Raw genomic sequence first — 24,661 nt, 5'->3', positions numbered from 1 at the left:
GGGCTTTCCGGCTGACGGTGATGCATCGAAACGTGTTGGTCGTCTGCGGATCATGACGACACCTCTTGCGCCTATGGGTGCATCTCGTGGACGGCCACTTCTTCGGTCACCGTTGCGGGCATCAGCGCCATCACCTTTCGACAGCCCTGGCATGGTGCGGGGTCGGGCAGAGGCTGCCGGCTTGCAATCCGCCAGCGGGGTATAGTCGGTCCGATCGGCCGGGTGCGGGCGAGATGATGCTCCGACCAGACCGCATCCAGCGCGTCGACGAGATAGTCGATGTCCTCGTAACTGTGCAGCGGCGAAGGGGTGATCCTCAGCCTTTCGGTGCCGCGCGGGACGGTTGGGTAGTTGATCGGCTGTATGTAGATGTCGAAGCCATCGAGCAACCGATCGGAAACGGCCCGGCATTTCGCCGCGTCGCCGACGACGACCGGAACGATATGGCTCGGATTGTGCATATGCGGGATACCGGCTGCGTCGAGCTTGTCGCGCAGCACACGCACCCTGTCCTGCTGCGCCCTGCGCTCGCTCTGGCTGTTTTTCAGATGTTGCACCGAAGCCAGGGCGCCGGCTGCCAGCATCGGCGGCAGCGCGGTCGTGAAGATGAAACCGGAGGCGAAAGAGCGCACGAAATCGACGATCGGTCCCGTGGAGGCAATGTAGCCTCCGACGACCCCGAACGCCTTTCCAAGCGTGCCTTGAATGATCGTCAGGCGATCCATGACGCCGTCGCGTTCGGCGACGCCGGCACCGTGGCGGCCATAGAGCCCCACCGCATGGACTTCGTCCAGATAGGTCATGGCATTGTAGTCGTCGGCAACGTCGCAAAGCTCCTTGATGGGGGCGATGTCACCGTCCATCGAGTAGACGGATTCGAACGCGACCAACTTGGGCCGATCCGGCTCCACTTGCCCCAGGCAGCGGGCGAGATCGTCCGGATTGTTGTGCTTGAAAATCCGGTAGTCCGCCCGCGAATGGCGGATGCCTTCGATCATCGAAGCGTGATTTCCGGCATCGGACAGAACGACGCAATTGGGCAGCTTGGCCGCGAGCGTCGATAGCGCCGCCCAGTTCGAGACATAGCCGGACGTAAACAGCAGTGCGGCCTCCTTGCCGTGAAGGTCCGCCAGTTCGCGCTCGAGCAAGACGTGCGCGTGGTTTGTGCCTGCGATGTTGCGCGTGCCGCCGGCGCCGGCACCGGAGAGGTCCAGCGACTGGTGCATGGCGCGACGGACATTTTCGTGCTGTCCCATCCCGAGGTAATCGTTCGAACACCAGACGATCACCTCGCGCGCACGGTCTCCCTCGTGGAGCCTTGCATGCGGAAACGCGCCGGCCATACGTTCAATATCGGCAAAGATGCGATATCGCCCTTCCTGGCGCAGTCCCTCCAGGGCGTTGGTAAAAAAGACACCGTAGTCCATTGCCCCCTCCTCAGCCTGGTTGCCCGTTGCTGTCGGCTCGATCCGTCCAGGATGGTCGATTTCGAACTCTCGTATGGTAGGGTTTTCAGAGGCGGCAGGACACAGACTTAGGTTCCGCGAGGTTTTCGACGTAGGTGCCCGCCCTGCAAGACCAAAGTCTATGCGAGATCTTGCCGTCGACGGATCGACCTCAACTATACCTCAGCTTCTATAGGGCACTCCGTACAGCGATATGGAAGGGGTGCCGGTTTCTCACGCATGTCTTTAGCGGGGGCATCCCGGCGCTGTCGGGCGTGTCCGGTCGCATCCGCCAGTCGTTGCCGCGCGACCGCCGGTTCTCGCCGCCGAACCGCCGAGGTGGCCGGCATAGTTGTCGCGGGTGTTCTGATCGACGACGGCCACTGGCGCTGCAAGAACCAGGCCTGCCGCGTTGCCGACGGCCGCGGCCGTTCCGGTCGTGGCCACCAGGATCTGGTCGCCGAGGCCGACCCGACTGTCGGTCAAAGTCTGGCCGTCGGAGATACGCGAACCGATGAGGCGAACGATCTCCGGTGATTCCGCGAACTTGCCGTGGTTGAGGCGGTCGCCCGCCTTGATCTTCGTCAGGTCGATCACCATGATCTTGTTGTCCTCGAGCTCCTTCTTGTACGGCTCCTGCTCCGGGTCGATGGCCCCCAGCCGGGATACGTCGCCCCAGACCCGGCGCGAGACCGCCAGCGCACGGTCGTCGCGGGAGACGAACAGCGTGAAGTTCGGGTGTTTCTTGCCCATGTCGTCGATCTGCTGGCGGAAGACGTCGACGTCCACATCGGGTGCCGCCAGCATGACGTTCTTGAATTTTGCGGGCAGCTCGCCGTTGCGGATCGCCATCTGGCGCAGCGCCTCCAGCGCCAGCCAGTTGCCCATGGAGTGCGCAAGGATCGAGACCTCTTTCACTTCTGGGTCGCGGTAAAGGTATTGGAACAGGTTTTCCAGCGCATTGCGCGTGTAGTTGGTGCTTTCGCGATCGTAGCCGTAGGCAAGCAGGCTGCCGCGCGACGGCCAGGTCACGAGAATGGGGGCGCTGCGGACGCCGGAATCATGGACGATCTGGGCGAAGCGATAGACCGAATCTTCGAAGCGGTTGTTGAAGCCGTGCACGAACACCAAGACGCTTCTGTCAGGAGTTTTGCGAACGCTTGCGCTCAACCATGATTTGGCACCGGCCATGTCCAGATCATCCGCCTTCAGCGTCGCAAAATCGGTTGCCGGATTGGGCGGCATCCGTTTCGGCCAGGCAACCTCGCCTGCCTTGCGCACCGTGTCTGGTGGAATGGAGACGGTCATGTCGGCGAAGGTGGCCGCTTGGGCGCGTTCGCCGCTATACATCTCTCCAGGATTTGCCGACCGGCTTCGTGTCGTCGTGATCAGCATGTTGACCCGGCTCGAATCCGGTGCGGTGTCCGCGACCGGCGTCAGCACGCCCTTCGGATGTCCGCCGCATGCGGCCAGCACAAAGACGAGTATGCCGAGCATTGCGCCGGTTCGAACTCGTTCAAGAGGCGCATTGCACCTCACGCCGCCAGTTTTCCTGCTCATCACATCCCCCAGTCACAGTGCAGTGCAAGCAGTCCCCAGCCGGCGTCCTGTCTTGTTCTCGGGATGCTAGTGCACGGAGCAGTTACAATGCAAGTGCGCCATGTCCGTTCGGGCGAGCCGTGACCGGGTTTACAGACGTGTTCCCGTCGACATAGGCTCGGCCAGGTGCGATCAGAGCAACAACCCGAGGACAACGGCTGCGATGGCGGAGGTCAATATGCCATTGAGCGCCATCGCGAGGCCCGAGAACGTGCCGGCAATCTCGTTGACCTGAAAGGCGCGCGCGGTGCCGATGCCGTGCGATGTCAGGCCTGCCGCGAACCCACGTGCCGCGTAGTTGCGGATGCGAAGAAGGTTCATCAGCGGCGTGACGATGATCGCCCCTAGCACGCCGGTGAAGATGACGAAAAGTGCGGTCAGGGCCGGGTCGCCGCCGAGCTGCTGCGAGATGCCGACGGCGATGCCTGCCGTTGCCGACTTCGGCGCCAGGGATATGGCAACGCTGTCGGGTGCGCCGAGCAGGAGGGCGACACCCGTGGCGCAAACGATCGCCGTCAGGCTGCCTGCGATAAGCGCGACGATCACGGGCACGAAGTTCTGCCTGATCAGTGTCCGGTTCCGGTAAAGAGGAACGGCAAGCGCCACCGTCGCCGGCCCCAGTGCGAAATGCACGAACTGCGCCCCGTCGAAATAGGTCGAATAGGATGTTCCGGTTGCCGCCAGTATCGAGATCACCAGGACGACGGAAATCAGGACGGGATTGACGATGGGGTTGAAACCGCTGAGCGCCGCAAGCCGTTGAGCGGCGATATAGGCTCCGATCGTCACGGTCAGCCACGTAAGGGGGCTGGTCGAGAGGTAGACCCAAAGCTCGAACACGCGACCGCTAGTGTCCATCGCCAGTCCCTTCCGCGCCGAACAACCTGCTGGCGAGCAGGAACGCTCCCACCGTCACCATCAATGTGACAATGGTGGACACGACGACGGCGATAACGATCGTGCCGGCATAGTCGTAGATCAACCGATAGTTCTGCATCACCCCGACGCCGAGGGGCACGAACAGCACGCCGAGGTTCTTGAGGAGAGTGTCGGCTACGCCGCTGACGCGGATGTCGGCCACGCCATCGCCCGACCCCGCTCTCCTGTCGGCAAGCCAGAGATAGACAAGCAGAAGCACGATGCCGAGTGCGGGAGCTGGCATGCTCAGGTCAAGCGTTCTGACAACGATCTCGCCGATCAGTTGACAGACCAGTATGACGAACAGTCCTTCCATCGCCCTCTCCCGCATGGTCCATGGGGTGCCGCCCATGGCGCATTCCGCAACGCAACCGCATCAATCGATGCTTCGTAGCCGAAATTTCTCGGCGGCGCCTACTGGATAATTCGCGGCGACCTAAAGCGTGTCGAAAACGCAAGCCTCGAACTATAGGCCGTGATCGGCAGCATCATTGCATGCGGGTGATTTGAAGTTGTTTTCGGTTTGGGAACGGTAATGACGTTCGGCCCGATCGCCGCCGATGCGGCCATCAGGCGGGTTCGACAGCACCTTTATTGCGACGCGGCCTGGACCACGGTGACGGCGATCATGTGGAAGACGTCATCGGCCGTGCAGCCGCGCGAAAGATCGTTGGCGGGCTTGGCGAGCCCCTGAAGCACCGGGCCGATGGCGGTCGCGCCGCCGATGCGCTGGGCGATCTTGTAGCCGATATTGGCGGCGTCGAGATTGGGAAAGATGAAGACGTTCGCCTGCCCGTGCAGTGTCGAGTTGGGCGCCTTGGACGACGATACGGCCTCGACGAAGGCGCTGTCGAACTGCAATTCGCCGTCGATCAGCAGGTCGGGATTGGCGGCGCGGGCAATGTGCGTCGCCTCGACCACATTGGAGACGCGATCGTGCGCGGCACTGCCATTGGTTGAGAAGGAGAGCATCGCGACCTTGGCCCGATCCCCCAGCAACGACGTGTAGGACTGCGCCGACATGCGGGCGATATCGGCGAGCCCGGCGGCGTCGGGATCGACGACGAGGCCGCAGTCGGAAAAGACGAAGGCGCCCTTCTTGGCGTGATGCGGCTGACACAGCATCATCAGAAAGAAACTGGAGACGAGGCTGGCGCCAGGCGCGCGGCCGATGATCTGCAGGGCGGTGCGTACGGTATCGGCCGTGGTCGCCACCGCTCCGCCGATGGTGCCGTCCGCTTCGTTCTCGCGAACCATCATGGCGGCAAAGACCAGGTCTTCGCGCACCGCCTTTTCGGCCGCTTCCCGATCGATCCCCTTGCTCCGGCGCAGTTCATGATACCGGGATGCGAACCGCTCCGTCAGCACTGACGTCGCCGGGTTTTCGATCCGGAAGGCATGCTCATCGGCCCCGTGATCGCGCAGGCGCTCGGCGATGATCTCGCGCCGGCCGACGAGCGTGATTTCGGCAAGGCCCTCGGCGCGGGCACGCACGGCTGCAGCGACGACCCGCGTGTCCTCACCTTCGGCAAGGACGATGTGGCGCGGTGTTTTTCTTGCGGTTTCGATGATGCGATCGAGTGGTTTCATTAGAGATGCCCCAGATAATGCATGCCGCCGAGGATGAAGACGCCGAGGAAGATCGTTTCGGCGACGATGAGCGCGACCGCATCGCCGCCGACATCGAGCACACGCCGCAGGGATGTCTTCATGCCGACGGCGACAATGCCCGCCAGCAGCGCCCAGCGCGACGTCTCCATGCCGAGTTCGGCGACTGCGGCCGGGACGATCCCGCCGGAGTTCATGGCGGCAAGGATCAGGAAGGCGACGACGAAACCGGGCAGCAATGGCGGTCGCTTTCCGGCCTCCCCCCCCTCCTGCGGAACGTTCCTGAGCGCGATCGAGAAGATAAGCACAACCGGCGCCAGCATCGTCACGCGGATGAGCTTGACGAGCGTCGCCGTTTCGCCGGCTTCCGGCGACACCGAAAAGCCGGCACCGACCACTTGCGCCACGTCATGGATGGTGCCGCCGAAGAAGATGCCGGTGGCGCGTGCGTCCAATCCGAGCGACTGGGCGAGGATCGGATAGCCGATCATTGCGAGCGTGCTGAGAACGGTCACCGAAAGCACGGTGAAGATCAGATTGCGCTCGGAAAACTCGTTCTTCGGCAGGACAGCGGCAATCGCCATGGCGGCGGAGGCACCGCAAATCGCGACCGCGCCGCTGGTGAGAAGGGCAAGCCGCCAGCCTCTTCCAAGGATGCGGGCAGCGGCCAGCCCGAACAGGATCGTCGCTGCGATCGCTGCGACCAGCAGGAGGATGGTGCCGCTCCCGAGCCCGATCAAGAGGTCGACGCTGATGCGCATGCCGAGCAAAGCGACGCCGATCCTGAGGATCTTCTTCGCCGAAAGCTCGATACCGGCAACGCACCGGCCTTCTTCGGACAGGAAGTGGAACGCGATTCCGAGCAGCAGTGCCATCAGCATGGCGGGGGCGCCATAATGATCCGACAGGAACTGCGCGGCCATGGCAACGGCAGCCGTCACCAGCAGGCCAGGACCATAGGTCGACAGGGTCGAGGGCAGCCATTGAAACCGCCGTGTCGTTTCGGATACCGCATTCATGTCAAATTTCCCGTCTGAGAACGCCAAGTCAGAGGCCCATGCCCGGCGACACCAGCCGCCGGGCATGGGCTGCACGTCAGATGTGCCGCTGCGGTCGCATGTCGGAGCGCTGGATGCCTGCCACCTGCACAGGCTTCTTCATCGCGTCGCGGCGGAAGGGCTCTCCCAGTTCCTGGTTGAGGATGACTTCGACGAAAGTGGTCACGCCCTGTGACTGGTCCTCAAGTGCCTGCTGCAGGGCGGCCGTCAGGTCCGCCTGGGTGTCGACCGTCACGCCCTTGAGGCCGCAGCCGTCGGCCACCTTCGCGTAGCTGAGGTTGGGGTTGAGCTCGGTTCCGACGAAGTTGTTGTCGTACCAGAGCGTCGTGTTGCGCTTCTCGGCTCCCCACTGGAAGTTGCGGAAGATCACCATGGTGATCGGCGGCCAGCCGGCACGGCCGATGGAGGTCATCTCGTTCATCGAGATGCCGAAGGCGCCATCGCCGGCAAAGCCGACCACCGGCACATCCGGGCAGCCGATCTTGGCGCCGACGATCGACGGGAAGCCGTAGCCGCAGGGCCCGAACATGCCGGGGGCGAGGTATTTCCGGCCCTGTTCGAAGCTCGGATAGGCGTTGCCGATGGCGCAATTGTTGCCGATGTCGGTCGAGATGATGGCGTCCTTCGGCAAGGCCGCCTGGATCGCGCGCCATGCCTGGCGCGGCGACATGCGGTCGGATTCCCGGCGGCGCGCCGCAGCGTTCCATTCGGTGCCCGGATCGTCGTCCTCATGGTCCATCGACGACAGCTGCTGCAGCCAGGCCGAGCGGGTCGTGTGGATCAGCGCCTTCCGCTCTTCGCGCCCGATATCGCCGGCCGACGGCGACAGTTGCTCGAGGATCTGGCTTGCCACCTGCTTGGCATCGCCGCAGATGCCGACCGACACCTTCTTGGTCAGGCCGATGCGATCGGAGTTGATGTCGACCTGGATGATCGCGGCATTCTTCGGCCAGTAGTCGATGCCATAGCCCGGGAGCGTCGAGAACGGGTTGAGGCGGGTGCCGAGCGCCAGCACCACGTCGGCCTTGGCGATCAGTTCCATGGCCGCCTTGGAACCGTTGTAGCCAAGCGGGCCTGCCGCCAGGCGATGGCCGCCGGGGAAGGCATCGTTATGCTGGTATCCGCAGCAGACCGGGGCGTCGAGACGCTCGGCAAGCGCGATGGATTCACCGATCGCGCCGCCGATGACGACACCGGCGCCGTTGAGGATCACCGGGAATTTCGCTTCGGACAGCAATCTTGCTGCTTCGGAAATCGCCTGCTTGCCGCCGGACGGGCGCTCCAGGCGAACGATGCTCGGCAACTCGACGTCGATGACCTGGGTCCAGTAATCGCGCGGGATGTTGATTTGCGCCGGGGCGCAGCCGCGCCAGGCTTTCTCGATGACCCGGTTGAGCACTTCGGGAACGCGGCTCGCGTCGCGCACCTCTTCCTGATAGCAGACCATCTCCTCGAACAGCGCCATCTGGTCGACTTCCTGGAAGCCGCCCTGGCCGATCGTCTTGTTTGCCGCCTGCGGCGTGACGAGAAGCATCGGCGTATGGTTCCAGTAGGCGGTCTTGACCGCCGTCACGAAGCCGGTGACGCCGGGGCCGTTCTGGGCGATTGCCATCGACATGTTGCCGGTGACGCGGGTGTACCCGTCGGCAATCAGTGCGGCGTTGGTTTCATGGGCGCAGTCCCAGAAGGTGATGCCGGCTCTTGGAAAGAGGTCGGACACCGGCATCATCGCCGAGCCGATAATCCCGAAGGCATGTTCGATGCCGTGCATCTGGAGGACTTTTACGAAAGCCTCTTCGGTCGTCATTTTCATTGTCTGGTTCCTTTCATGTTGGTTTTGGGGCCGACCGAGCGGCTAGAGGATCTCGTCCTTGAGGTAGTACCAGCGGTACATCCCCCACTGGCCGATGCGCCGGAACGGCGTCAGCAGCCCATGGCTGGGGAGAGGGGAGGTGAAGATCGGCAGGTCGAGGGTGCCGCCCTTGCCGGCGACCATCTGCGCCATGCGCCGTCCGGCCTGGGCCGAATACATGACGCCGTTGCCGCCATAGCCCATGGCGTAGAACAGCGCCTGTTTCGGATCGGGGCGAAAGATCCGCGGCATCATGTCGTGGCTGACATCGACCCAGCCCCACCAGGAGTAGTCGACCTTGATGCCGGTGAGCACCGGGAACTTGCGGTAGAGGCCCTCGAGCAGGCGGTCGAGGTGTTTGGGGTTGACCGCGTCCGTGCCGGTGATCGCGCTGCGGCTGCCGATCTGCACGCGTCCGTCCGGCATCAGCCGGTAGTAGTGGCGCAGCGTGCGCGTGTCGGTGAGCGGGATGTGCGTCTGAAAATTCAGCGCCGCCCGCTCTTCGTCGGTGAGCACGCGGGTGACGATCGAGTTGGAGAGGATCGGCATCAGCCGATGCTTCGTCAGCGCATGCAGGCCGGGTGAGGTGTAGCCGGCGGTCGCAAAACACACCGCCCTTGCCCGCACTGTCCCGCCGGGGGTGCGAAGGTGAAAGACGCCGCCTTTTTGATCACAGCCAAGAACCGGGCTGGAGGTATGAACGCGGGCGCCGAGCTTGCGCGCCAAAGTGAGATAGCCGAAGGCGAGCTTGGCCGCATGGATGCCCATGCCGTCCGGCTCGTAGAGGGCGCCCACCGCCTCGCTGTCTCGGACGAAGTCGCGATGGATTTCGTCTCGGCCAAGGATGCGCGTGCGGTAGCCGAACACGTCGTTGAGCACGCGGGACTCCGCCTCCAGCGACGGCATCACCTTGTTGCGATGGGCAATGTAAAGGTGTCCACCATCCTGCGGGTCGCAGGCGATCTCCGGCGAGGCGATGAGATCGCGGAAGAGATCGAAGGCTTCGCTGATTTCGACGTGCAGCTTCTTGGCGACATCGACGCCCCAGCGCTCGATCCACTGCGAGCGCTTGAGCCGGCCGGCGGAAATCTGCGCCTGGCCGCCGTTGCGGGTGCTGCAGCCCCAGGCGACGCCGTTGGCTTCAAGCACGGTCGCCTTGATGCCGTGCTCCCTGGCAAGATGGATGGCGCAGGAGAGGCCGGTGTATCCCGAGCCGACGATCGCGACGTCGACGTCGACATCCCCAAGGATAGGGCCATCGTCGGCGGGTGGCGGTCCGGCCGTTGCGATCCAGTAGGTCGGCGCATAATCCTTGCCGTCGCCGGGATTGGCGGCGCGATTGGGATCGTATGCCGGATCGAAGGGCTTGCTCGGCCGTGCTGTTCTGACAAGCTGTTCCATGTCGGTTTCCTGACCTGGCTCGAGCTCAGTAGCGGAAGGGAGCCGCAATCAGCGGCCGGTTCTTGCGAAAGGCCTGCTTGCGGACGATCTTGCCGTCGCGGAGCGTGAAGAGGTCACAACCTTCCGCCTCGACGCGGCTGCCGTCGGCGTTCGTGCCGGAGAAGGTCCATTCCGACACGGCCCGGTCTCCATGGACGAAGTGGCCGTGGTGGGCCCAGTGGGCATCCGGCATCGTCTGCCAGACGCCGCTGAAGGCGGTGGCGATCTGCTCGGTTCCCTCGACGCGGGTGCCGTGCGCTTCGCTGCCCGCCACCGTGTTGAAGACGCAGTCCTTGGCGAAGAAGGACATGACGCCGTCGATGTCGTGCCGGTTGAAGGCGTCGAAGAGGTTGGAGAGGTCGTTGGCGGTCATCGGGGCGGTCATGGCTTATGTTCCCTAAGTGTTGCAGGCGATGTTTCGGGCATGGCTTCGCCGTGGCCGGGCGAACCGGCCAGATCGGCTTGTTTGTGCGGTACGGGATCCTGTTAGGACCGGGCGGCCATCAGCTCGGTGGCCGCGGTCTTGGCGAACGGCGTATCGTCACACCTTGCCCTTCCAGGGAATGAGCGCCTTCTCGAGGTGGCGGATCAGGAGATCGAAGGCGAAGGCGAAGACGCCGATGACGATGATACCCATGATCACGGTGTCACTGGCCAGGAACTCGGCGGCGTTCAGGACCATGAAGCCGAGGCCCCTGTGGGCCGCGACCATTTCGGCCGCGACAAGCGTCGTCCAGCCGACGCCGATGCCGATGCGCATCCCGGTGAAGATCTCGGGCAGCGCCGCCTTGAGAATGACGTGGCTGATGACCTGGCGGCGGCTTGCGCCCATCGCATAGGCCGCATGGATCTGCTCGATCGAGACGGACCGGACGCCGGCACGGGCGGCAATCGCCATCGGCGCGAAGATCGCGAGGTAGATCAGGAACACCTTCGGGAACTCGCCGATGCCGAGCCAGATGATGATCAGCGGCAGGTAGGCGAGCGGCGGCAAGGGACGGTAGAACTCGATGATCGGATCGAACAGCCCGCGCATCACCCGGTTCACGCCCATGAGGATGCCGATCGGAACGGCGGTGACGAGGGCGAGCGCAAAGGCACCGAGCACGCGGCCAAGGCTTGCCAGCGTGTGTCGGGCGAGCGTCGAGTTGGAGACGCCCTCCGTCAGCGCGATCACGAACTTGTCCCAGACCGCCAGCGGCGATGGCAGGAAAAGCGGCCGGACCCATTGCATCTCGGTGACCAGCAGCCAGAGCGCCACCAGGGTTAGCGCGGTCAAGAGGCTGATATGCCCGCTCATGCCTTCGCCGGGTGCGCCGTAGATCCGGCCCGGCCGTACCGGCTTGGCTTTCGTCACGCGCTCAAGCATGGAGGAGCTCCGGGTTTCCGGACTGGCGTTCGTCGCCGTAGATGATGCTGAGGATCTGTTCACGCATGTCGATGAAGTCGCGACTGGATTTGATTGCACGGGCATTGCCTTCTTCCAGGAACCGTTTGTTGAAATCGAGCTCGTAGGTGTGGGTGATCCGTCCCGGTCGCGGTGACATGACGATCAGGCGCGACCCCAGGAACAACGCCTCTTCGACGCTGTGAGTGATGAAAAAGAACATCTTGTTGGTCAGTTGCCAGACCTTCAGCAGCAGCTCCTGGATGGTCTCGCGGGTCAGCGCGTCGAGGGCTGCCATCGGCTCGTCCATCAGCAGCATCGACGGATCGCAGCTCAGGGCCCGGGCGATGCCGACACGTTGCTGCATGCCACCGGACAGGTGGTAGATCATGTGCCGGTGAAAATCCTGCAGGCCGACGAGGGCGAGGTTCCTGGCGGCGACCTCGTGGCGTTTCGCCTTGTCGACACCACGCAGTTTCAGTCCGAACTCGGTGTTGTCGATGACATTGAGCCAGGGCAGCAGGGCATGCTTCTGGAACACGACCCCACGATCGGCGCCGGGGCCTGAGACACGACGGCTTCCCAGCGTGATTTCACCGGCGCTCGGGGCCATGAAGCCCGCCATCAGATTGAGCAGCGTGGTCTTGCCACAGCCCGAGGCGCCGAGCGCGACGACGAAATCGCCGCTCTTGATCTCGAGATTGACGCCCTTGAGCGCGATGACCGCCTCGTCCGAATAGAGACCAGGATAGGTCAGGCTCACATTGCTGACATTCAGAGTTTCCATTGTGCAGGCCTTTCGAAAAATGGCTGTTGAGTTGCGTTGGCGGCGCTCCTGACCGACCGGCGGTCAGGAGCGGGCGTCGGCTACTTCGAAGCCTCTTTCGCGTAGGCGCTGTTGACGTAAGGCGCGTAGTCGTCGAGCGCCTTGTCGATCTGCTTCTGGTCGGCAAGGAATTTTGCGCTTTCCGACAGCGCGCGCACTGCGCCGCCGCCGAGCCAGGTTTCGGAGGCCTGCTCCTCAGCCGTCGGGAAGGACAAGAGGTTCAGGGCCTCGACGGTGCCGGCACCATCGCCGCCGATGAGCTTGACGATGTTCTGGACCGGTGCGGAGTCCGCCGTCCAGCTCGCGCCGTTTGCCTTGTAGTCGGCGTAGGCTTCGGCCAGCACCTTGGTGAAGGCGGCCATGAACTTCGGATTTTCGACCGCCCATTTCTTGTCGACGACCAGTCCGTCGAAGGTCGGGACGCTCGCCGCGCCGATCGCCTCGGAATCGGAGATCACCTTGCCGGTCTTTAAGAGTTCCGACAGGGCCGGTGGCCAGACATAGGCGGCATCGATATCGCCGCGCTGCCAGGCTGCGACGATCTGCGGCGGCTTCATGTTCAGAATGTTGACTTCGCGCGGATCGACCTTCCAGACCTGCTCAAGACCGACGAGCAGATGGAAATGCGAGGTCGACACGAAGGGGACGCCGACGGAGCGGCCGACCAGATCTTCCGGCTTCTCGATGCCCGAGCCTTCGCGGGCGACAAGCGCTTCCGACTTGCCGATGTTGTCGAGGATCCAGAACAATTCGAGGTCGACGCCGCGCGTCGCCGCCGCCGTTGTGCCGGTCGAGCCGATGACGCCGATCGGGACGTTGCCCGATGCAAGTGCCGTCGAGATGTCGCCGCCGGAGCTGAACTGCCGCCAGTCGACGAGGTAGCCCGCCTCTTTTGCGGCCGCGTCGAAACGGCCGTCGGCGATGGCGGCAATGAACGGACCGACGATCTGCTGATAGCCGATGATCACATTGGTCTCGGCGCGGGCGAGGCTGGAGGTCAGGAGGCCGGCCGCAATCGTGGCTGCCCCCGCCATGGTTTTCAAGGCGTTGGAATAGAACATTTGTTTCCCTCTGGTTCCGACCCCGTTTTTCGGGGTCTGTCGACTGTTATGCCGATCTCATTTTCGACCATTAGGGATAAAGCAGCTTTCCCGTTTGCTTTATAGCCAGATTGAAAGTTAGATAAGTCCAGTTTTGATCGTGGGGGATCGGATTTGGCACGCATCTCTGTTCCGGAAACCGTGTTCTTCGTCGACCGGTCGAGCCGCACGAGCCTGCAGGCGCAGATCCGGGAGACGGTCGTCTCCGCCGTGCTGTCAGGGCGGTTGCCGCCCGGCGCCCAGCTTCCGTCGACCCGCAAGCTTGCAGTCTATCTCAACATCTCGCGCCTCACCGTCACGCTGGCCTATCAGGAGCTGGCGACCCAGGGCTATCTCGACGCGGCCGACCGCAGCAGCTACCGCGTCGCCGACAAGCCGCCGTTCAACGTGCTCGACACGGATGTGGCGTTGCCGGATGCTGAAGCCGTGGACTGGTCGGCGAAGCTGCGCTCGACCTTTCGCGTCGCCAAGCAGATGCACAAACCGCTTGATTGGCGGCGTTATCCCTATCCTTTCCTCTATGGCCAGATGGATCCGTCGCTCTTCGATCTCACCGCCTGGCGAGACTGCGCCCGGCGGGCGCTGGCGCGCGAAGATTTTGAGCTGATGGCCGGCGATTTCGCTGCGTCGGATGACGTGCAGCTGGTGAACTACATCTGTTCACGCACGCTGCCGGGGCGCGGTATCCGCGCCAATCCCGACGAGATCCTGGTGACAGTGGGGGCGCAAAATGCGCTCTGGATCGTCATTCAATTGTTGCTGCGGCGTGGCTCCCATGCCGTCTGCGAAAATCCCTGCCATCCGGATATGAGCGCCTCGCTGCGGCTGAGCGGCGCAAAGGTCACGGTGCTCGATGTCGACGACGGCGGGCTGCCGCCGGCCAGCCTGCCCGAGCAGGTCGATGCCGTGTTCGTGACGCCGAGCCATCATTCCCCTACGGGCGCGACGATGCCCATGGATCGCCGCGTCGCGCTGCTCGAAGCCGCGTCAAGCAGGGACTTCGTCATCATCGAGGACGATTACGAGTTCGAAATGAGCTTCCTCGCGCCGCCGTCACCGGCGCTGAAGGCCTTCGACAGAAACGGGCGGGTGTTTTACATCGGCAGCTTTTCGAAGTCGCTTTTCCCCGGTCTGCGGCTCGGCTATCTCGTCGCGCCGGCGCCGGTCATCCGGGAGGCGCGGGCACTGCGCGCCCTGATGCTGCGCCACCCACCCGGGCACCTGCAGCGGACGGCAGCTTATTTCCTGGCGCTCGGCCACTACGACGCCGTGCTTCACCGGATGCGCGAAGAGTACCATTTGCGCCATCGGGTGATGGCAGACGCGCTCAACGCCAATGGATTGAAGATTGCCGGATCGGCGGCGTTCGGCGGAACCTCGTTCTGGATCGAGGGCCCCGACGGTCTCGATGCCGACAAGCTGATGACCGATCTGCGGGAAGACGGAGTTCTGATCGAGTCCGGATCGCCGTTCTTCCCGACCGATGAGGAAAGCTGCCGCTTCTTCCGCATGGGATACTCGTCGATCGGCAGAGACCGCATAGCCGAAGGCGTCAAGCTGACGGCAAGCAGGATGGCGCAGTCCTGAAAGGCTCTCGCTTATGTGGACGATCGGCGGCTGCGGCTGGGCAGGAAGGCGACGGTTTGAACGCGTGCTAGCCGTTCGACAGGAGGGCCAGGATCTCGGCGCGATTGAGCTTCTTCCCGCTCGCGACGTCGAAAATCCGAAGCGCGATCCTGTTGGCGGGGGGATCCGATTGGGTGCAGTTGTTCTGGGTGCACCACTCCGTCAGTGCCTCACGCATCTCTACGATATCGGTTACAGGCGGATTGCGTGTGTCTGTCATGGCCGAACCTCAGTTTCGGCTCAAGCTTAGGTCCTGCAAGACTCCGTCACAACTCTGAGAAATCAGGGGAATTCGGCAGTTTTTCCCCTGCTGCATAATTCCTTAAATCAGAATCGATTTAAGGACAGAATTATGCAGCAACTCAAAGTGTTACAGCGACCTTTGCGCGTCTAAATAGGCGCGCGGCGCTGTAGAAGGAACTGGGTGTCATGCCTGGCGGGCAGCACTTTCAGCGGGCGCGACATCGCCGGTCTGACGGATGTGCGCCTCGATCAGGCGTTTGAGGCGGGCGATATCGCGGGCTTCGAGCGCATCGACCATCATATGGTGTTCGCGTGCGGACCGCTCGACGCGGGCTCTTGTGCGCCATTGCGAGACCGGTGCCGATGAGGTGCGTTGGCGGATTTCGGAAACGAGGTCCACAAGCTCGTTGTTACCGGACAGGAGCAGCAACTCGCGATGGAAGGCGAGGTTCGCCTCGTAATGCTCCAGCACGGTGCCGACCATGGTCATCTCATCGAAATGGTTGGCGAGTGCGCGCAGCCTGGCGATGCTTTCGGGCGTGGCGCGTTCCACCATCAGGTCGGCCACCGCGGTTTCGAGGATGACGCGGATATCGCTGACTTCCTGCGCGCGCCGGCCGTCCGGCAGATAGACGTGATAGCCGCGGTTGGGCACGTGTTCGACCAGCCGCTTTTGCGACAGCCGGTCGAGAGCCCGGCGAACCTCCGGGCGGGTGCAATCGTACCGCTTTTCGAGATCGATTTGCTTGAGCCAGGTACCGGCCGGCAGCACCCCGGTCAGGATATCCTCGAGAACGAGATCAGTAACATCCCGCTCCTTGGCCGCAGTCTCGGTCACGCTTTGCATTTCGGTCATGGACATTCCTGTTTGCTCGATTTCCGGCAGGTCTTGCGGGCCTGCTTCGTTCGCATCCGCGATCGTCTGTTTTTCAGCCTGTGACGGATACCGAAAATATCCATCGCCGCCCATTGCGCAATTTATTTTTGTATCCTAAATTGGCGCCAATTTTGGTAACTATCGCACATGGGACGCTAAACGCCAATGAAGAATACGGAACGCGTATGGTCGATCGTCGAGGAAAAGAGCCCGGCATTCTTCGAACTCAGCGACCGCGTTTGGGACAGTCCCGAGACCAATTACGAGGAGTTTCGATCCTCCAGCGAACATGCCCGCCTGCTCGAGGCGGAGGGATTTCGCATCGAGCGCAATGTTGCCGGCTTGCCGACGGCCCTGATGGGTGAGGCAGGCGAAGGCGGCCCGGTGATCGCCATCCTCGGCGAATTCGATGCGCTGCCGGGCTTGAGCCAGGTCGCCGGCCTTGCCGAAGAGCGGCCGGTCGTTCCCGGCGGCAACGGCCACGGTTGCGGCCACAATCTGCTCGGCTCCGGCTCGATGCTCGCCGCTGCCGCCGTCAAGGATTACCTCAAGGCGAACGGCCTGAAAGGGCGGGTGCGCTACTATGGCTGCCCGGCCGAAGAGGGCGGCTCCTCGAAGGGCTTCATGGTGCGGGCCGGCGCCTTCGACGATGTCGACATCGCCATTTCCTGGCATCCGGCCGCCTTTTCCGGCGTCAACAATCCGATCTCGCTTGCCTGCAACGAGATCAACTTCCACTTCTCCGGTCGCGCCTCTCACGCCTCGGCGACGCCGCATCTCGGCCGCAGCGCGCTCGATGCCGTCGAGCTGATGAACGTCGGCGTCAACTACATGCGCGAACACATGCCATCGAGCGCCCGCGTCCACTATGCGATCACCGATGCCGGTGGCGATGCGCCGAATGTCGTGCAGGCCCGTGCAACGGTGCGCTATCTCATCCGTGCCCGCACATTGCCGGAGTTGCTCGACCTGATCGGGCGCGTCAGGAAGATCGCCGAGGGTGCGGCACTGATGACGGAGACCAGCGTGCGCCATGAGGTGATCAGCGGCGATGCCAATCTCGTCGGCAATGGCCCGCTGGAGGCACGGCTCCACACCTGCCTCGAACATCTTGGGCCGGCCGCCTTCGATGCCGCCGACCTGGAGAAGGCGCGAAAATTTCAGGCAACCTACTCGCCCGACGATATCGCCGCGTCCTATGCGCGTTTCGGTCTCTCTCAGCGCAAGGGACAGCCGCTGTGCGACATGATCTACCCGCTCTATGGCGGTGACGGCAGCATCGTCGGCTCCACCGATGTCGGGACGGTGAGCTGGGTCGTTCCGACGGTGCAGATGCGTGGTGCGACCTATGCGATCGGCACGCCGGGCCATTCCTGGCAACTGGTCGCGCAAGGGAAACTGCCGGCCGCACACAAGGGCATGGCGCATGCGGCCAAGGCCATGGCGAGCCTTGCCATCGATCTGATGTCGGATCCGGAGCTGGTGGCGGCCGCCAAGGCGGATCATCGCAGTCGCCTCGACGGAACGCCCTTCGTCAACCCCATTCCTGATGGTGTGAACCCGCCTCTTCCTTCGCGCGCGGCCGGGTCCGCCGAACAGGGAGTTCAGGCGTTGTGACCCAACCCGGTATCTTCGAACTCTTAAGTTTCGGCCCCGGCGGCTGGGGAAATATCCTCCTTGCCGGCGCCACGATGACGATCCTGATCGCGCTGTCGGGCTACGCGACCGGTGCCGTCATCGGCGTGCTCGGCGTCTGGGCCAAGGTCCGGGGCGGGGCAGGAACGCGCCTCGTTGCCGACGTCTACACGACGGTGCTGCGCGGCATTCCCGATCTGCTGGTGATCTATCTGCTCTATTTCGGCGGCTCCGCCGCAATCACGGCCATCGGGCACCTGTTCGGCGCCGAAGGCTTCATCGGCTTTCCCGGCTTCCTTGCCGGTACGCTGGCGGTCGGGATCACCTCCGGCGCGCAGCATACCGAGGTCTTCCGTGGCGCGTTCAGGGCAGTGCATCCCGGAGAGATAGAGGCCGCGATCGCCTGCGGCATGCCGCGGTGGCTCCGCTTCAGGCGCATCGTCGCGCCCTTGACCCTTCGGCACGCATTGCCGGGCCTCGGCAACGTCTGGCAGGTCGTGCTCAAGGAGAGTGCGCTTGTCTCGATCACCGGTGTGGCCGAATTGCTGCGCCAGGCGCAGATTGCTGCCGGCTCCACCGGCCTGCCCTTCGATTTCTACCTGATTGCCGGCGGCATCTATCTCGCGATCTCGACGGTTTCGAGCGCTGTCCTGCATCGGGCCGAGCGTCATTTCAGCCGCGGCGTGAGGAGAAGCTGATGGACTGGACCTTCCTTCAGGAGACCTTCGTCAGTCTCGTTTCGGCTGTTCCCCTGACGCTGTTGCTGGCGGCAAACTCGATCGCCCTTGGCGCGATCCTGGCGGTTGGCATCGCCGTCGCCCGATTTTCGGCCATCGCTCCGCTGCGCTGGCTGGCGCAGGCCTATGTCTTCGTCTTCCGCGGCACGCCACTGCTCGTCCAGATCTTCATCATCTATTATGGCCTCAGCCAGTTTCCGGCCATCCGCCACAGCCTGCTCTGGCCCGTGCTCCGGGAGCCATATTGGTGTGCGGTGCTGGCGCTTGCGCTGAACACGGCCGCCTATGCCAGCGAGATCATCCGCGGCGGCCTGCTTTCGGTGCCCTTCGGCCAGGTCGAAGCGGCAAGGGCATGCGGCATGTCGCGCTTCATGATCTTCCGGCGCATCACGTTGCCGCTCGGCGTCAGGCAGGCACTGCCCGGTTACGGCAACGAGATGATCTCGATGGTCAAGGCAACGTCATTGGCGTCGATCATCACCCTGATGGAAGTGACCGGCGTTGCGGCGCGCATCATCTCCGAGAGCTATCGCGCGATCGAAGTGTTCGTCGTCGCCGGTGCCATCTACCTCACCATCAACTTTCTGCTCACCCGCCTGGTGCAGTTCGTCGAGTTCCGGCTGAGCCCGCATCTCAGGCAGCCGGTCGCGGTGTTGCCCGCCATCATCCAAGGAGAAGCGCATTGAGTTCGCCCGCGTCGTCCATTGCGCCCGTCGCCATCAGCGTTCGGGACATCCACAAGAGCTTCGGCCCGATCGAGGTCCTGAAGGGCATCTCGCTCGATGCGCGCGAAGGCGAGGTCGTTTCCATTCTCGGCTCGTCCGGCTCGGGCAAGTCGACGCTGCTTCGCTGCATCAACATGCTCGAAACGCCGGATCGCGGCGAAGTTACGGTTGCCGGCGAAACCATCGAGATGCTTGCGGCCGCAAACGGCAAGAGCCGTCCCAGAGATCGCGCCCAGGTGGATCGCATCCGCTCGCGCCTCGGCATGGTGTTCCAGAGCTTCAACCTCTGGTCTCACAAGACGGTGCTGGAAAACGTCATCGAGGCGCCGATCCACGTGCAGAAGCGCCCTCGCACCGAGTGCATCGAGGAAGCCGAAGCGCTTCTTGCCAAGGTCGGGATCGCGGCCAAGCGCAATCATTATCCGGCGCACCTCTCCGGCGGCCAGCAACAGCGCGCGGCAATCGCCCGGGCGCTGGCGATGCGTCCGGCCGTGATGCTGTTTGACGAGCCGACTTCCGCGCTTGATCCGGAACTCGTCGGCGAGGTGCTGCGCGTCATGCGCGCGCTCGCCGAAGAGGGGCGCACGATGCTGGTCGTGACCCATGAGATGGGTTTCGCCCGCGATGTCTCGAACCGGGTCATTTTTCTTCACCAGGGTCAGATCGAGGAAGACGGTCGACCGGACGAAGTCTTCGGCAACGCCAAATCCGAACGCTTCCGGCGGTTCATCAAAGCGTGAACCGCCGGCTCTAACCACTCAAAAAAGGGGAACTACGCATGAACTATACGAAATCGGCAATGAAGGCTTTGTGCCTGGCGACGGTGCTGTTCGCCGCCAGCGGCGCGCAGGCGGAAAACAAGGCATGGACGCATGTGACGATTGCCACCGAAGGCGGCTTCAAGCCTTACAATTTCACCAAGCCCGACGGCACGCTTGACGGCTATGAGATCGAGCTCAGCAAATATCTCTGCGCCCACATGAAGGTCGAATGCGAGATCAACGTCCAGAATTTTGATGGCATGATCCCGGCGCTGAACGCCGGCAAGTTCGATGCGATCATTTCCGGCATGTCGGCAACGGCCAAGCGCGAACAGGTCATCGACTTCAGCGACTCCTACGGCTCGACAGGCCAGGCCTTCGCAACCTCGAAGTCGGGTCCGCTCGCAGCACTGCCTGAAAAGGGCGTGGTGTTTTCGCTCGCTTCGAACGAGGCAGGCGCTATCGCCGAGATCGAGAAGCTGAAGCCGCTGCTCGAAGGCAAGACGATCGGCGTCCAGATCGCCTCGACTGGTGCCGCCTTCGTCGACAAATATCTGAAGGGCGTGGTCGAAGTGCGCGAATACAAGACCACCGAGGAACACGATCTCGATCTTGCCGCCGGCCGCGTCGACCTGGTGATGGCCTCGATGGCCTATCTGACGACGGCTGCCGAAAAGCCGGGCAATGAGGACATGACCACCACCGGACCGCGGTTCCAGGGCGGCTTTCTCGGTCGCGGCAGTTCCGTCGGCCTGCGCAAGACCGATCCGGAGCTGAAGGCCCTGTTCAACGAAGCGATCGCCGCCGCCAAGGCGGACGGCACGATCAAGACGCTTTCGGAAAAGTGGTTCGGCTTCGACGTCACGCCGCGATAGACCATCCGGCTTCTCGCCTTCTCACTGGACGTCGCCGCGCAAAAACGCGGCGGCGTCCAGCTTGCGTTACAGGGGGAAAGCCCGCACCCCCGACCCCGATCGACCCGACGGAAAACGCTCGGCTGGGACTTGCGCCAATCAAGCCTGCAGTTTCGCAGCGGTATTTGTCGCCAGTCCGATCAGCGACGCGGGGCCGCCAAAGGGCCAGCTTGGCAGACCGATGGGAACGACGCCGCCTGACGCGACCACAGGAAGCATCGGCCACAACGCGCCATCATCAGTTGCGGAATATGCCCTTGTAATAGGCTCCGTTCCTCGGAGGAGGGTGGTTGACGACAGCGGTGGAGCGCTTGTTTCTTGCGGGTGCAACTGCGGTTTTCCCCGACGTATCGGCATTGCGCGTTGACCGTTCTTGGGCCGTGTTTCCCGCTGCGGCGGGATCCATGGCGCCGATGCCGATCGTAAATCCCAAGAATGCAATGACTGAAAGTCCGCTGAGCAATCTGCGCATTGTTCCAACCTCATGTTGCTGGGGCACGGTAAACAATCGCATAGGCCCGCATCGGCCTTGTGACGCTTGTCGCATACTCTACTGCCCGCAGCAGCCGGAGCAGGGTCGGCACTATCCCGATCCTGACTCTGAACTGGTACGCCTTGCAACCCAGCATGTCGCAGTGTCCGGCCTCATTCTATTTTGGGTCGGCTGAACTCGCACTGATCAAGTGTTAAGCTTGCGACCCCGAGGGAACGAAGGCGAGTGAGATGCTGAGCGCAGATCAAGGCGACCAGGGGCCGTTCTGGACACGGCCTATTCCGGTGGGGCAGGAGGAACTCTGCCCGTCCGTTCTCGATGAGATCGACTTCAACGGTGGCAGAGCCGGATTCCGCGGGTACGTCCTGCAGATTTTCGATGCGCCGGGTGCGCGGCCTTCGGGCATTCTCGAAATCGCGCTCAATCGCAAGCAGCGCCGTGCCTGCGGCGTCTACGAGTGCGAGGCATCCGGAACCGCCTCCAGAAGGGAGCATGCCATCCTGATGACCGATCCGGTCTGGTTTGCGGCTTCGACGCCCCAAGAGGCTGCAAACGTGTTGTTCCAAACCCTTGTTGATCGCGCCGCTGATCTGTAGGCGCGTGTTCGCGGCTGCCGCTACAGCGCTGCGCGTCTGTTTAGACGCGCAGCGCTGTAACACTTTGAGTTGCTGCATAATTTTGCCCTGAAATCGATTCCGATTTAAGGAATTATGTGGGGCGCCCTGCCGGGGAGAGCCAGTCCGGCAGCCGCGCAGGTACGCGACCGGCCAGCGCCGCCGTCACGCAATCCGCAAGGTTTCCAAAGCGCACCACACGCCCGGAGAGGCCGGGGCCGTAATGGGCATATTTGCCGGAATTGGTCATCAGCGCGCGGGTTCGCGTCGGGAAAACCGGTTCCGAGATCGAGCACCAACAGAGGTCGGGCAAGACCTGAATGCCACTTGCCTCCAGCTCGGCAAGTACGCCTTCGGTGCGGGCAGCGGCAATCACCTCACGGCCCGCCGTGACGATGACAGCGACGTCCTTGTGCCGTGTGCGACCCGCAAACGCGGCGGCCAAGGCTCGACACTCGTTGAGCGACGCATGGGGGCTGCCGATGGCAACCAGGTCCACGCCCTCCGGTCCCTCGTTCAAGACCGTCCAGGCGGCGGCCATCTCCGCGCGGGTGATTGATACGGTGTCAGTCTCGGTTGTCGCCGCACCTTCGGCCTCCGAGGTCACGCCTTCGATATGCAGCATAGGCGCCGCCGATGTGGTGCCGAAGGCGGCGCAGAGCGCCTTCAGGTCATCGGACGTGGGCTTTGCAGCGGCAAGGCCACGCAACAGAGGAATGCGATCGGGCGCGGCACGTCCGGCGAGATAGCCGATCAGCGGCCAGAAAGCGTCGTCCACCCCATCAGGCAGATCCACGTCGATGATGCGGCGGGCCTTGCGGTGTTCGTCGAGATAGACACCGGATAAAGGGGCGCGACCGGTCAGCGCGATGCAGAGGTCAAGGAAATCCGGGTGCTTCGCGGTGCGGGCGCCGAGCACCGTATTGGCATAGATGACGGCGTTGGATTCCGCCCATGCGACCGCCTCACCGGCCTGCGGCGCGCTGTCGAGCAGATAGGGCGAACAGGTGAAGGTCGGGCGGCAGCCCATGCGGACATAGGCGTCGGCGAGCCGCGCCGCCGGGTCGCCGAAAGCAGCCGGCACACGCTGCGCCTGCCAGTTGGCGCGGTCGACGGAAATGGCATTCATCGTCGTCGGCAGCCGGACCCGCGCACCCATGTCAGCCATTTTCTCGGCGAAGGTCAGGTTGGCGGGGCTTGCGTAGATGCAGCCGTCGATGTGGCCCTGGGTCACGCTGATGAGGCGCGTCGCGCCCTGCTGCGCTGCCATGGCGCAGATGATGCGCATGGCGACCTCGACCGCAACGCCGTCGCGGCCATTCAGCATGGCGAGGTCCGCTTCATCAAGATCGAGCGCCGCGGTGGCGAACGGCGCGATCGGGATCGTCAGGCCATCGGCCTCGATCGCCGTATCGGTTATGCGCGCAGTCTTCGCCTTGGCGAGTGCTGCGAAGGCATCCGGCGAGAGGCGCAGGATGGGCAGCGGTCTGCCGAACATCTCGGCTGCAATCAGCGCGCCGAGGGTCAGCACGTCCTCGGCCTCGGAAAAGACAAGCGCCGCCGGTGCGCGGCCGGTCAGCGCCAGATCGAGCAGCACGCCCGAGCCGGTGCAGGAGCCCCGGCTCGACGGTATCATCAGGATGCTGCCTGTCAGGCAGGTCCCGTGTAGCGGGTGATGGACATCAATCACCGCTCCGGTAGCCGGATCGACGCCACCCCAGAAGCTCAGCGCTTCCGGTGCTGCAACGATCGGCCCCTCGGCCGTGCCGCCAAGGATGCTGCGAGCGGAGATCGGATTTTTCATTTTACGACGAAGCCATGGGCAAAGGGATCGCGATCGTCGATGAAGATCGTGTTGATGCCGGTCATCCGCGCCCATCCGGCGATGGAGGGGATGATGGCATCGCGGTCGGCGACCTTGGTCGCGGCCTCGACCCGGCCCTTGAACAGCGAGCCGATGATCGATTCATGGACGAATTCGTCGCCGACCTTCAGCTTGCCCTTGGCGGCGAGCTGCGCCATGCGCGCCGAAGTGCCGGTGCCGCAGGGCGAGCGGTCGATCGCCTTTTCGCCGTAGAATACGGCGTTGCGGGCATGCGCCTCTGCCTGCGTCGGCTTGCCGGTCCACTGGATGTGGCTCAGCCCCTTGATCTCCGGATGCTCGGGATGGACGAACTCGTACTTCGCATTCAGGGCGGCGCGCAGTTTCGGGCTCCAGCCGATCAGCTCGCCGGCCGTGTGGTCGGCCATGTCGCGGAAGTTCTTCTGCGGCTCGACGATGGCGTAGAAGTTGCCGCCATAGGCGACGTCGACGACGATCTCGCCGAGGCCCTCGACTTCGGCGCTCAGGCCTTCGGCATAGAGGAAGCCGGGAACGTTGGTCAGGCGCACTTCCTCGACGAAGCGGCCCTCCTGGCGATAGCTGATGTCGACCTTGCCGGCCGGCGCGTCGATCGACAGCTTGCCGGGCTCGCGCGGCGTGATCAGGCCGTTCTCGATCGCCATGGTGATCGTGCCGATCGTACCGTGGCCGCACATCGGCAGGCAGCCGGAGGTCTCGATGAACAGCACGGCGACATCGCAGTCGGGCCGCGTCGGGGGATAGAGGATCGAGCCGGACATCATGTCATGCCCGCGCGGCTCGAACATCAGGCCAGTGCGGATCCAATCGAATTCCCTGAGGAAATGGGCGCGTTTTTCCAGCATGTTGGCGCCCTCCAGACGAGGACCGCCGCCGGAAACGAGGCGGACGGGATTGCCGCAGGTGTGCCCGTCAATGCAGGAGAAGGTGTAGGTGGCCATG

23 protein-coding genes are annotated in these 24,661 nt (G+C 63.4%); 7 read left to right on the top strand and 16 right to left on the bottom strand.

The features are described 5' to 3' along the window. Positions 1-71: 71 nt before the first annotated feature. The 12 genes from hemA to tauA all read right to left on the bottom strand — a co-directional run bounded on the left by hemA (position 72) and on the right by tauA (position 13,194). On the bottom strand, positions 72-1,427 hold the full coding sequence (hemA, locus tag BC360_RS19290) for a 5-aminolevulinate synthase (RefSeq protein ID WP_065796536.1): 1,356 nt from the start codon (positions 1,425-1,427) through the stop codon (positions 72-74). 264 nt (positions 1,428-1,691) lie between these two features. Then, complete coding sequence (locus BC360_RS19285) at positions 1,692-2,942, bottom strand: alpha/beta hydrolase (protein WP_065796535.1); 1,251 nt, start codon at positions 2,940-2,942, stop codon at positions 1,692-1,694. A gap of 234 nt (positions 2,943-3,176) precedes the next feature. Then, positions 3,177-3,902, bottom strand: a complete 726-nt coding sequence (locus BC360_RS19280) for an LrgB family protein (RefSeq protein WP_065796534.1) — start codon at positions 3,900-3,902, stop codon at positions 3,177-3,179. Beyond that, positions 3,892-4,278: a CidA/LrgA family protein gene (locus BC360_RS19275; protein WP_065796533.1), complete on the bottom strand. Its 387-nt coding sequence runs from the start codon at positions 4,276-4,278 to the stop codon at positions 3,892-3,894. Before BC360_RS19275 ends, BC360_RS19280 begins: the two co-directional genes overlap by 11 nt. A gap of 275 nt (positions 4,279-4,553) precedes the next feature. Further along, positions 4,554-5,552 carry a phosphate acetyltransferase gene (pta, locus tag BC360_RS19270; protein WP_065796532.1) on the bottom strand — a complete coding sequence of 333 codons (999 nt, stop codon included), beginning with the start codon at positions 5,550-5,552 and terminating at the stop codon, positions 4,554-4,556. Beyond that, on the bottom strand, positions 5,552-6,589 hold the full coding sequence (locus BC360_RS19265; RefSeq protein ID WP_065796531.1) for a YeiH family protein: 1,038 nt from the start codon (positions 6,587-6,589) through the stop codon (positions 5,552-5,554). Before BC360_RS19265 ends, pta begins: the two co-directional genes overlap by 1 nt. 76 nt (positions 6,590-6,665) lie before the next feature. After that, complete coding sequence (gene xsc, locus BC360_RS19260) at positions 6,666-8,441, bottom strand: sulfoacetaldehyde acetyltransferase (protein ID WP_065786192.1); 1,776 nt, start codon at positions 8,439-8,441, stop codon at positions 6,666-6,668. A 42-nt stretch (positions 8,442-8,483) separates the two neighbouring features. Continuing rightward, the gene (locus tag BC360_RS19255) at positions 8,484-9,881 is read right to left on the bottom strand and encodes an NAD(P)/FAD-dependent oxidoreductase (RefSeq protein ID WP_065796530.1); all 1,398 of its coding nucleotides are present in this window, start codon (positions 9,879-9,881) and stop codon (positions 8,484-8,486) included. 25 nt (positions 9,882-9,906) lie between these two features. Continuing rightward, positions 9,907-10,293 carry a nuclear transport factor 2 family protein gene (locus tag BC360_RS19250; RefSeq protein WP_139110128.1) on the bottom strand — a complete coding sequence of 129 codons (387 nt, stop codon included), beginning with the start codon at positions 10,291-10,293 and terminating at the stop codon, positions 9,907-9,909. 168 nt (positions 10,294-10,461) lie between these two features. Beyond that, positions 10,462-11,289, bottom strand: coding sequence for an ABC transporter permease subunit (locus BC360_RS19245; protein ID WP_065796528.1), 828 nt, complete (start codon positions 11,287-11,289; stop codon positions 10,462-10,464). Then, positions 11,282-12,094 carry a taurine ABC transporter ATP-binding protein gene (locus BC360_RS19240; RefSeq protein ID WP_065796527.1) on the bottom strand — a complete coding sequence of 271 codons (813 nt, stop codon included), beginning with the start codon at positions 12,092-12,094 and terminating at the stop codon, positions 11,282-11,284. Before BC360_RS19240 ends, BC360_RS19245 begins: the two co-directional genes overlap by 8 nt. A gap of 80 nt (positions 12,095-12,174) precedes the next feature. After that, a complete protein-coding gene (gene tauA / locus BC360_RS19235; protein WP_065786187.1) occupies positions 12,175-13,194 on the bottom strand; it encodes a taurine ABC transporter substrate-binding protein in 1,020 nt (339 codons plus the stop codon). Between the two features lie 153 nt (positions 13,195-13,347). On the opposite strand from tauA, the gene BC360_RS19230 reads away from it, so the two are divergent. Further along, positions 13,348-14,820, top strand: a complete 1,473-nt coding sequence (locus BC360_RS19230; RefSeq protein ID WP_065796526.1) for a PLP-dependent aminotransferase family protein — start codon at positions 13,348-13,350, stop codon at positions 14,818-14,820. A 67-nt stretch (positions 14,821-14,887) separates the two neighbouring features. On the opposite strand, the gene BC360_RS19225 is transcribed toward BC360_RS19230, so the two are convergent. Together BC360_RS19225 and BC360_RS19220 are read right to left on the bottom strand one after the other, a co-directional pair. After that, positions 14,888-15,079, bottom strand: coding sequence for a hypothetical protein (locus tag BC360_RS19225; RefSeq protein WP_065796525.1), 192 nt, complete (start codon positions 15,077-15,079; stop codon positions 14,888-14,890). Between the two features lie 207 nt (positions 15,080-15,286). Further along, positions 15,287-15,964 (bottom strand): GntR family transcriptional regulator, encoded by a 678-nt coding sequence (locus BC360_RS19220; protein ID WP_065796742.1) that lies wholly within the window; start codon positions 15,962-15,964, stop codon positions 15,287-15,289. A gap of 180 nt (positions 15,965-16,144) precedes the next feature. Here BC360_RS19220 and BC360_RS19215 point away from each other — a divergent pair, with 180 nt between their 5' ends. The 6 genes from BC360_RS19215 to BC360_RS19190 all read left to right on the top strand — a co-directional run bounded on the left by BC360_RS19215 (position 16,145) and on the right by BC360_RS19190 (position 21,840). Next, entirely contained in the window at positions 16,145-17,596 is a 1,452-nt protein-coding gene (locus BC360_RS19215) for a M20 family metallopeptidase (protein ID WP_065796524.1), read from the top strand. Next, a complete protein-coding gene (locus BC360_RS19210) occupies positions 17,593-18,312 on the top strand; it encodes an ABC transporter permease (protein ID WP_065796523.1) in 720 nt (239 codons plus the stop codon). Before BC360_RS19215 ends, BC360_RS19210 begins: the two co-directional genes overlap by 4 nt. Continuing rightward, positions 18,312-19,037 carry an ABC transporter permease gene (locus tag BC360_RS19205; RefSeq protein ID WP_065796522.1) on the top strand — a complete coding sequence of 242 codons (726 nt, stop codon included), beginning with the start codon at positions 18,312-18,314 and terminating at the stop codon, positions 19,035-19,037. Before BC360_RS19210 ends, BC360_RS19205 begins: the two co-directional genes overlap by 1 nt. Beyond that, positions 19,034-19,816, top strand: a complete 783-nt coding sequence (locus BC360_RS19200) for an ABC transporter ATP-binding protein (protein ID WP_065786182.1) — start codon at positions 19,034-19,036, stop codon at positions 19,814-19,816. Before BC360_RS19205 ends, BC360_RS19200 begins: the two co-directional genes overlap by 4 nt. 38 nt (positions 19,817-19,854) lie before the next feature. Beyond that, complete coding sequence (locus tag BC360_RS19195; protein WP_065786181.1) at positions 19,855-20,712, top strand: transporter substrate-binding domain-containing protein; 858 nt, start codon at positions 19,855-19,857, stop codon at positions 20,710-20,712. Between the two features lie 762 nt (positions 20,713-21,474). Continuing rightward, positions 21,475-21,840: a hypothetical protein gene (locus tag BC360_RS19190; RefSeq protein ID WP_065796521.1), complete on the top strand. Its 366-nt coding sequence runs from the start codon at positions 21,475-21,477 to the stop codon at positions 21,838-21,840. 112 nt (positions 21,841-21,952) lie between these two features. On the opposite strand, the gene BC360_RS19185 is transcribed toward BC360_RS19190, so the two are convergent. Both BC360_RS19185 and BC360_RS19180 read right to left on the bottom strand, forming a co-directional pair. Further along, entirely contained in the window at positions 21,953-23,662 is a 1,710-nt protein-coding gene (locus tag BC360_RS19185; RefSeq protein ID WP_065796520.1) for an aconitase X, read from the bottom strand. After that, on the bottom strand, positions 23,659-24,660 hold the full coding sequence (locus BC360_RS19180; protein ID WP_065786178.1) for a 4-hydroxyproline epimerase: 1,002 nt from the start codon (positions 24,658-24,660) through the stop codon (positions 23,659-23,661). Before BC360_RS19180 ends, BC360_RS19185 begins: the two co-directional genes overlap by 4 nt. Position 24,661 lies beyond the last annotated feature (1 nt).

It is taken from the genome of Ensifer sp. LC163, from assembly GCF_001695855.1.
Taxonomy (GTDB): Bacteria; Pseudomonadota; Alphaproteobacteria; order Rhizobiales; family Rhizobiaceae; genus Ensifer.
This window is presented reverse-complemented; position numbering and strand designations above follow the sequence as displayed.

What these genes read in the sequence shown, in the direction of transcription:
- BC360_RS19185 (WP_065796520.1), bottom strand. Translation starts at nt 23,662, where the DNA reads ATGAAAAATCCGATCTCCGCTCGCAGCATCCTTGGCGGCACGGCCGAG.
- BC360_RS19190 (WP_065796521.1), top strand. Translation starts at nt 21,475, where the DNA reads ATGCTGAGCGCAGATCAAGGCGACCAGGGGCCGTTCTGGACACGGCCT.
- BC360_RS19240 (WP_065796527.1), bottom strand. Translation starts at nt 12,094, where the DNA reads ATGGAAACTCTGAATGTCAGCAATGTGAGCCTGACCTATCCTGGTCTC.
- BC360_RS19220 (WP_065796742.1), bottom strand. Translation starts at nt 15,964, where the DNA reads ATGTCCATGACCGAAATGCAAAGCGTGACCGAGACTGCGGCCAAGGAG.
- BC360_RS19285 (WP_065796535.1), bottom strand. Translation starts at nt 2,942, where the DNA reads ATGCTCGGCATACTCGTCTTTGTGCTGGCCGCATGCGGCGGACATCCG.
- BC360_RS19215 (WP_065796524.1), top strand. Translation starts at nt 16,145, where the DNA reads ATGAAGAATACGGAACGCGTATGGTCGATCGTCGAGGAAAAGAGCCCG.
- BC360_RS19265 (WP_065796531.1), bottom strand. Translation starts at nt 6,589, where the DNA reads ATGAATGCGGTATCCGAAACGACACGGCGGTTTCAATGGCTGCCCTCG.
- BC360_RS19275 (WP_065796533.1), bottom strand. Translation starts at nt 4,278, where the DNA reads ATGGAAGGACTGTTCGTCATACTGGTCTGTCAACTGATCGGCGAGATC.
- BC360_RS19250 (WP_139110128.1), bottom strand. Translation starts at nt 10,293, where the DNA reads ATGACCGCCAACGACCTCTCCAACCTCTTCGACGCCTTCAACCGGCAC.
- BC360_RS19205 (WP_065796522.1), top strand. Translation starts at nt 18,312, where the DNA reads ATGGACTGGACCTTCCTTCAGGAGACCTTCGTCAGTCTCGTTTCGGCT.
- tauA (WP_065786187.1), bottom strand. Translation starts at nt 13,194, where the DNA reads ATGTTCTATTCCAACGCCTTGAAAACCATGGCGGGGGCAGCCACGATT.
- BC360_RS19280 (WP_065796534.1), bottom strand. Translation starts at nt 3,902, where the DNA reads ATGGACACTAGCGGTCGCGTGTTCGAGCTTTGGGTCTACCTCTCGACC.
- BC360_RS19180 (WP_065786178.1), bottom strand. Translation starts at nt 24,660, where the DNA reads ATGGCCACCTACACCTTCTCCTGCATTGACGGGCACACCTGCGGCAAT.
- hemA (WP_065796536.1), bottom strand. Translation starts at nt 1,427, where the DNA reads ATGGACTACGGTGTCTTTTTTACCAACGCCCTGGAGGGACTGCGCCAG.
- BC360_RS19195 (WP_065786181.1), top strand. Translation starts at nt 19,855, where the DNA reads ATGAACTATACGAAATCGGCAATGAAGGCTTTGTGCCTGGCGACGGTG.
- BC360_RS19245 (WP_065796528.1), bottom strand. Translation starts at nt 11,289, where the DNA reads ATGCTTGAGCGCGTGACGAAAGCCAAGCCGGTACGGCCGGGCCGGATC.
- xsc (WP_065786192.1), bottom strand. Translation starts at nt 8,441, where the DNA reads ATGAAAATGACGACCGAAGAGGCTTTCGTAAAAGTCCTCCAGATGCAC.
- BC360_RS19255 (WP_065796530.1), bottom strand. Translation starts at nt 9,881, where the DNA reads ATGGAACAGCTTGTCAGAACAGCACGGCCGAGCAAGCCCTTCGATCCG.
- pta (WP_065796532.1), bottom strand. Translation starts at nt 5,552, where the DNA reads ATGAAACCACTCGATCGCATCATCGAAACCGCAAGAAAAACACCGCGC.
- BC360_RS19225 (WP_065796525.1), bottom strand. Translation starts at nt 15,079, where the DNA reads ATGACAGACACACGCAATCCGCCTGTAACCGATATCGTAGAGATGCGT.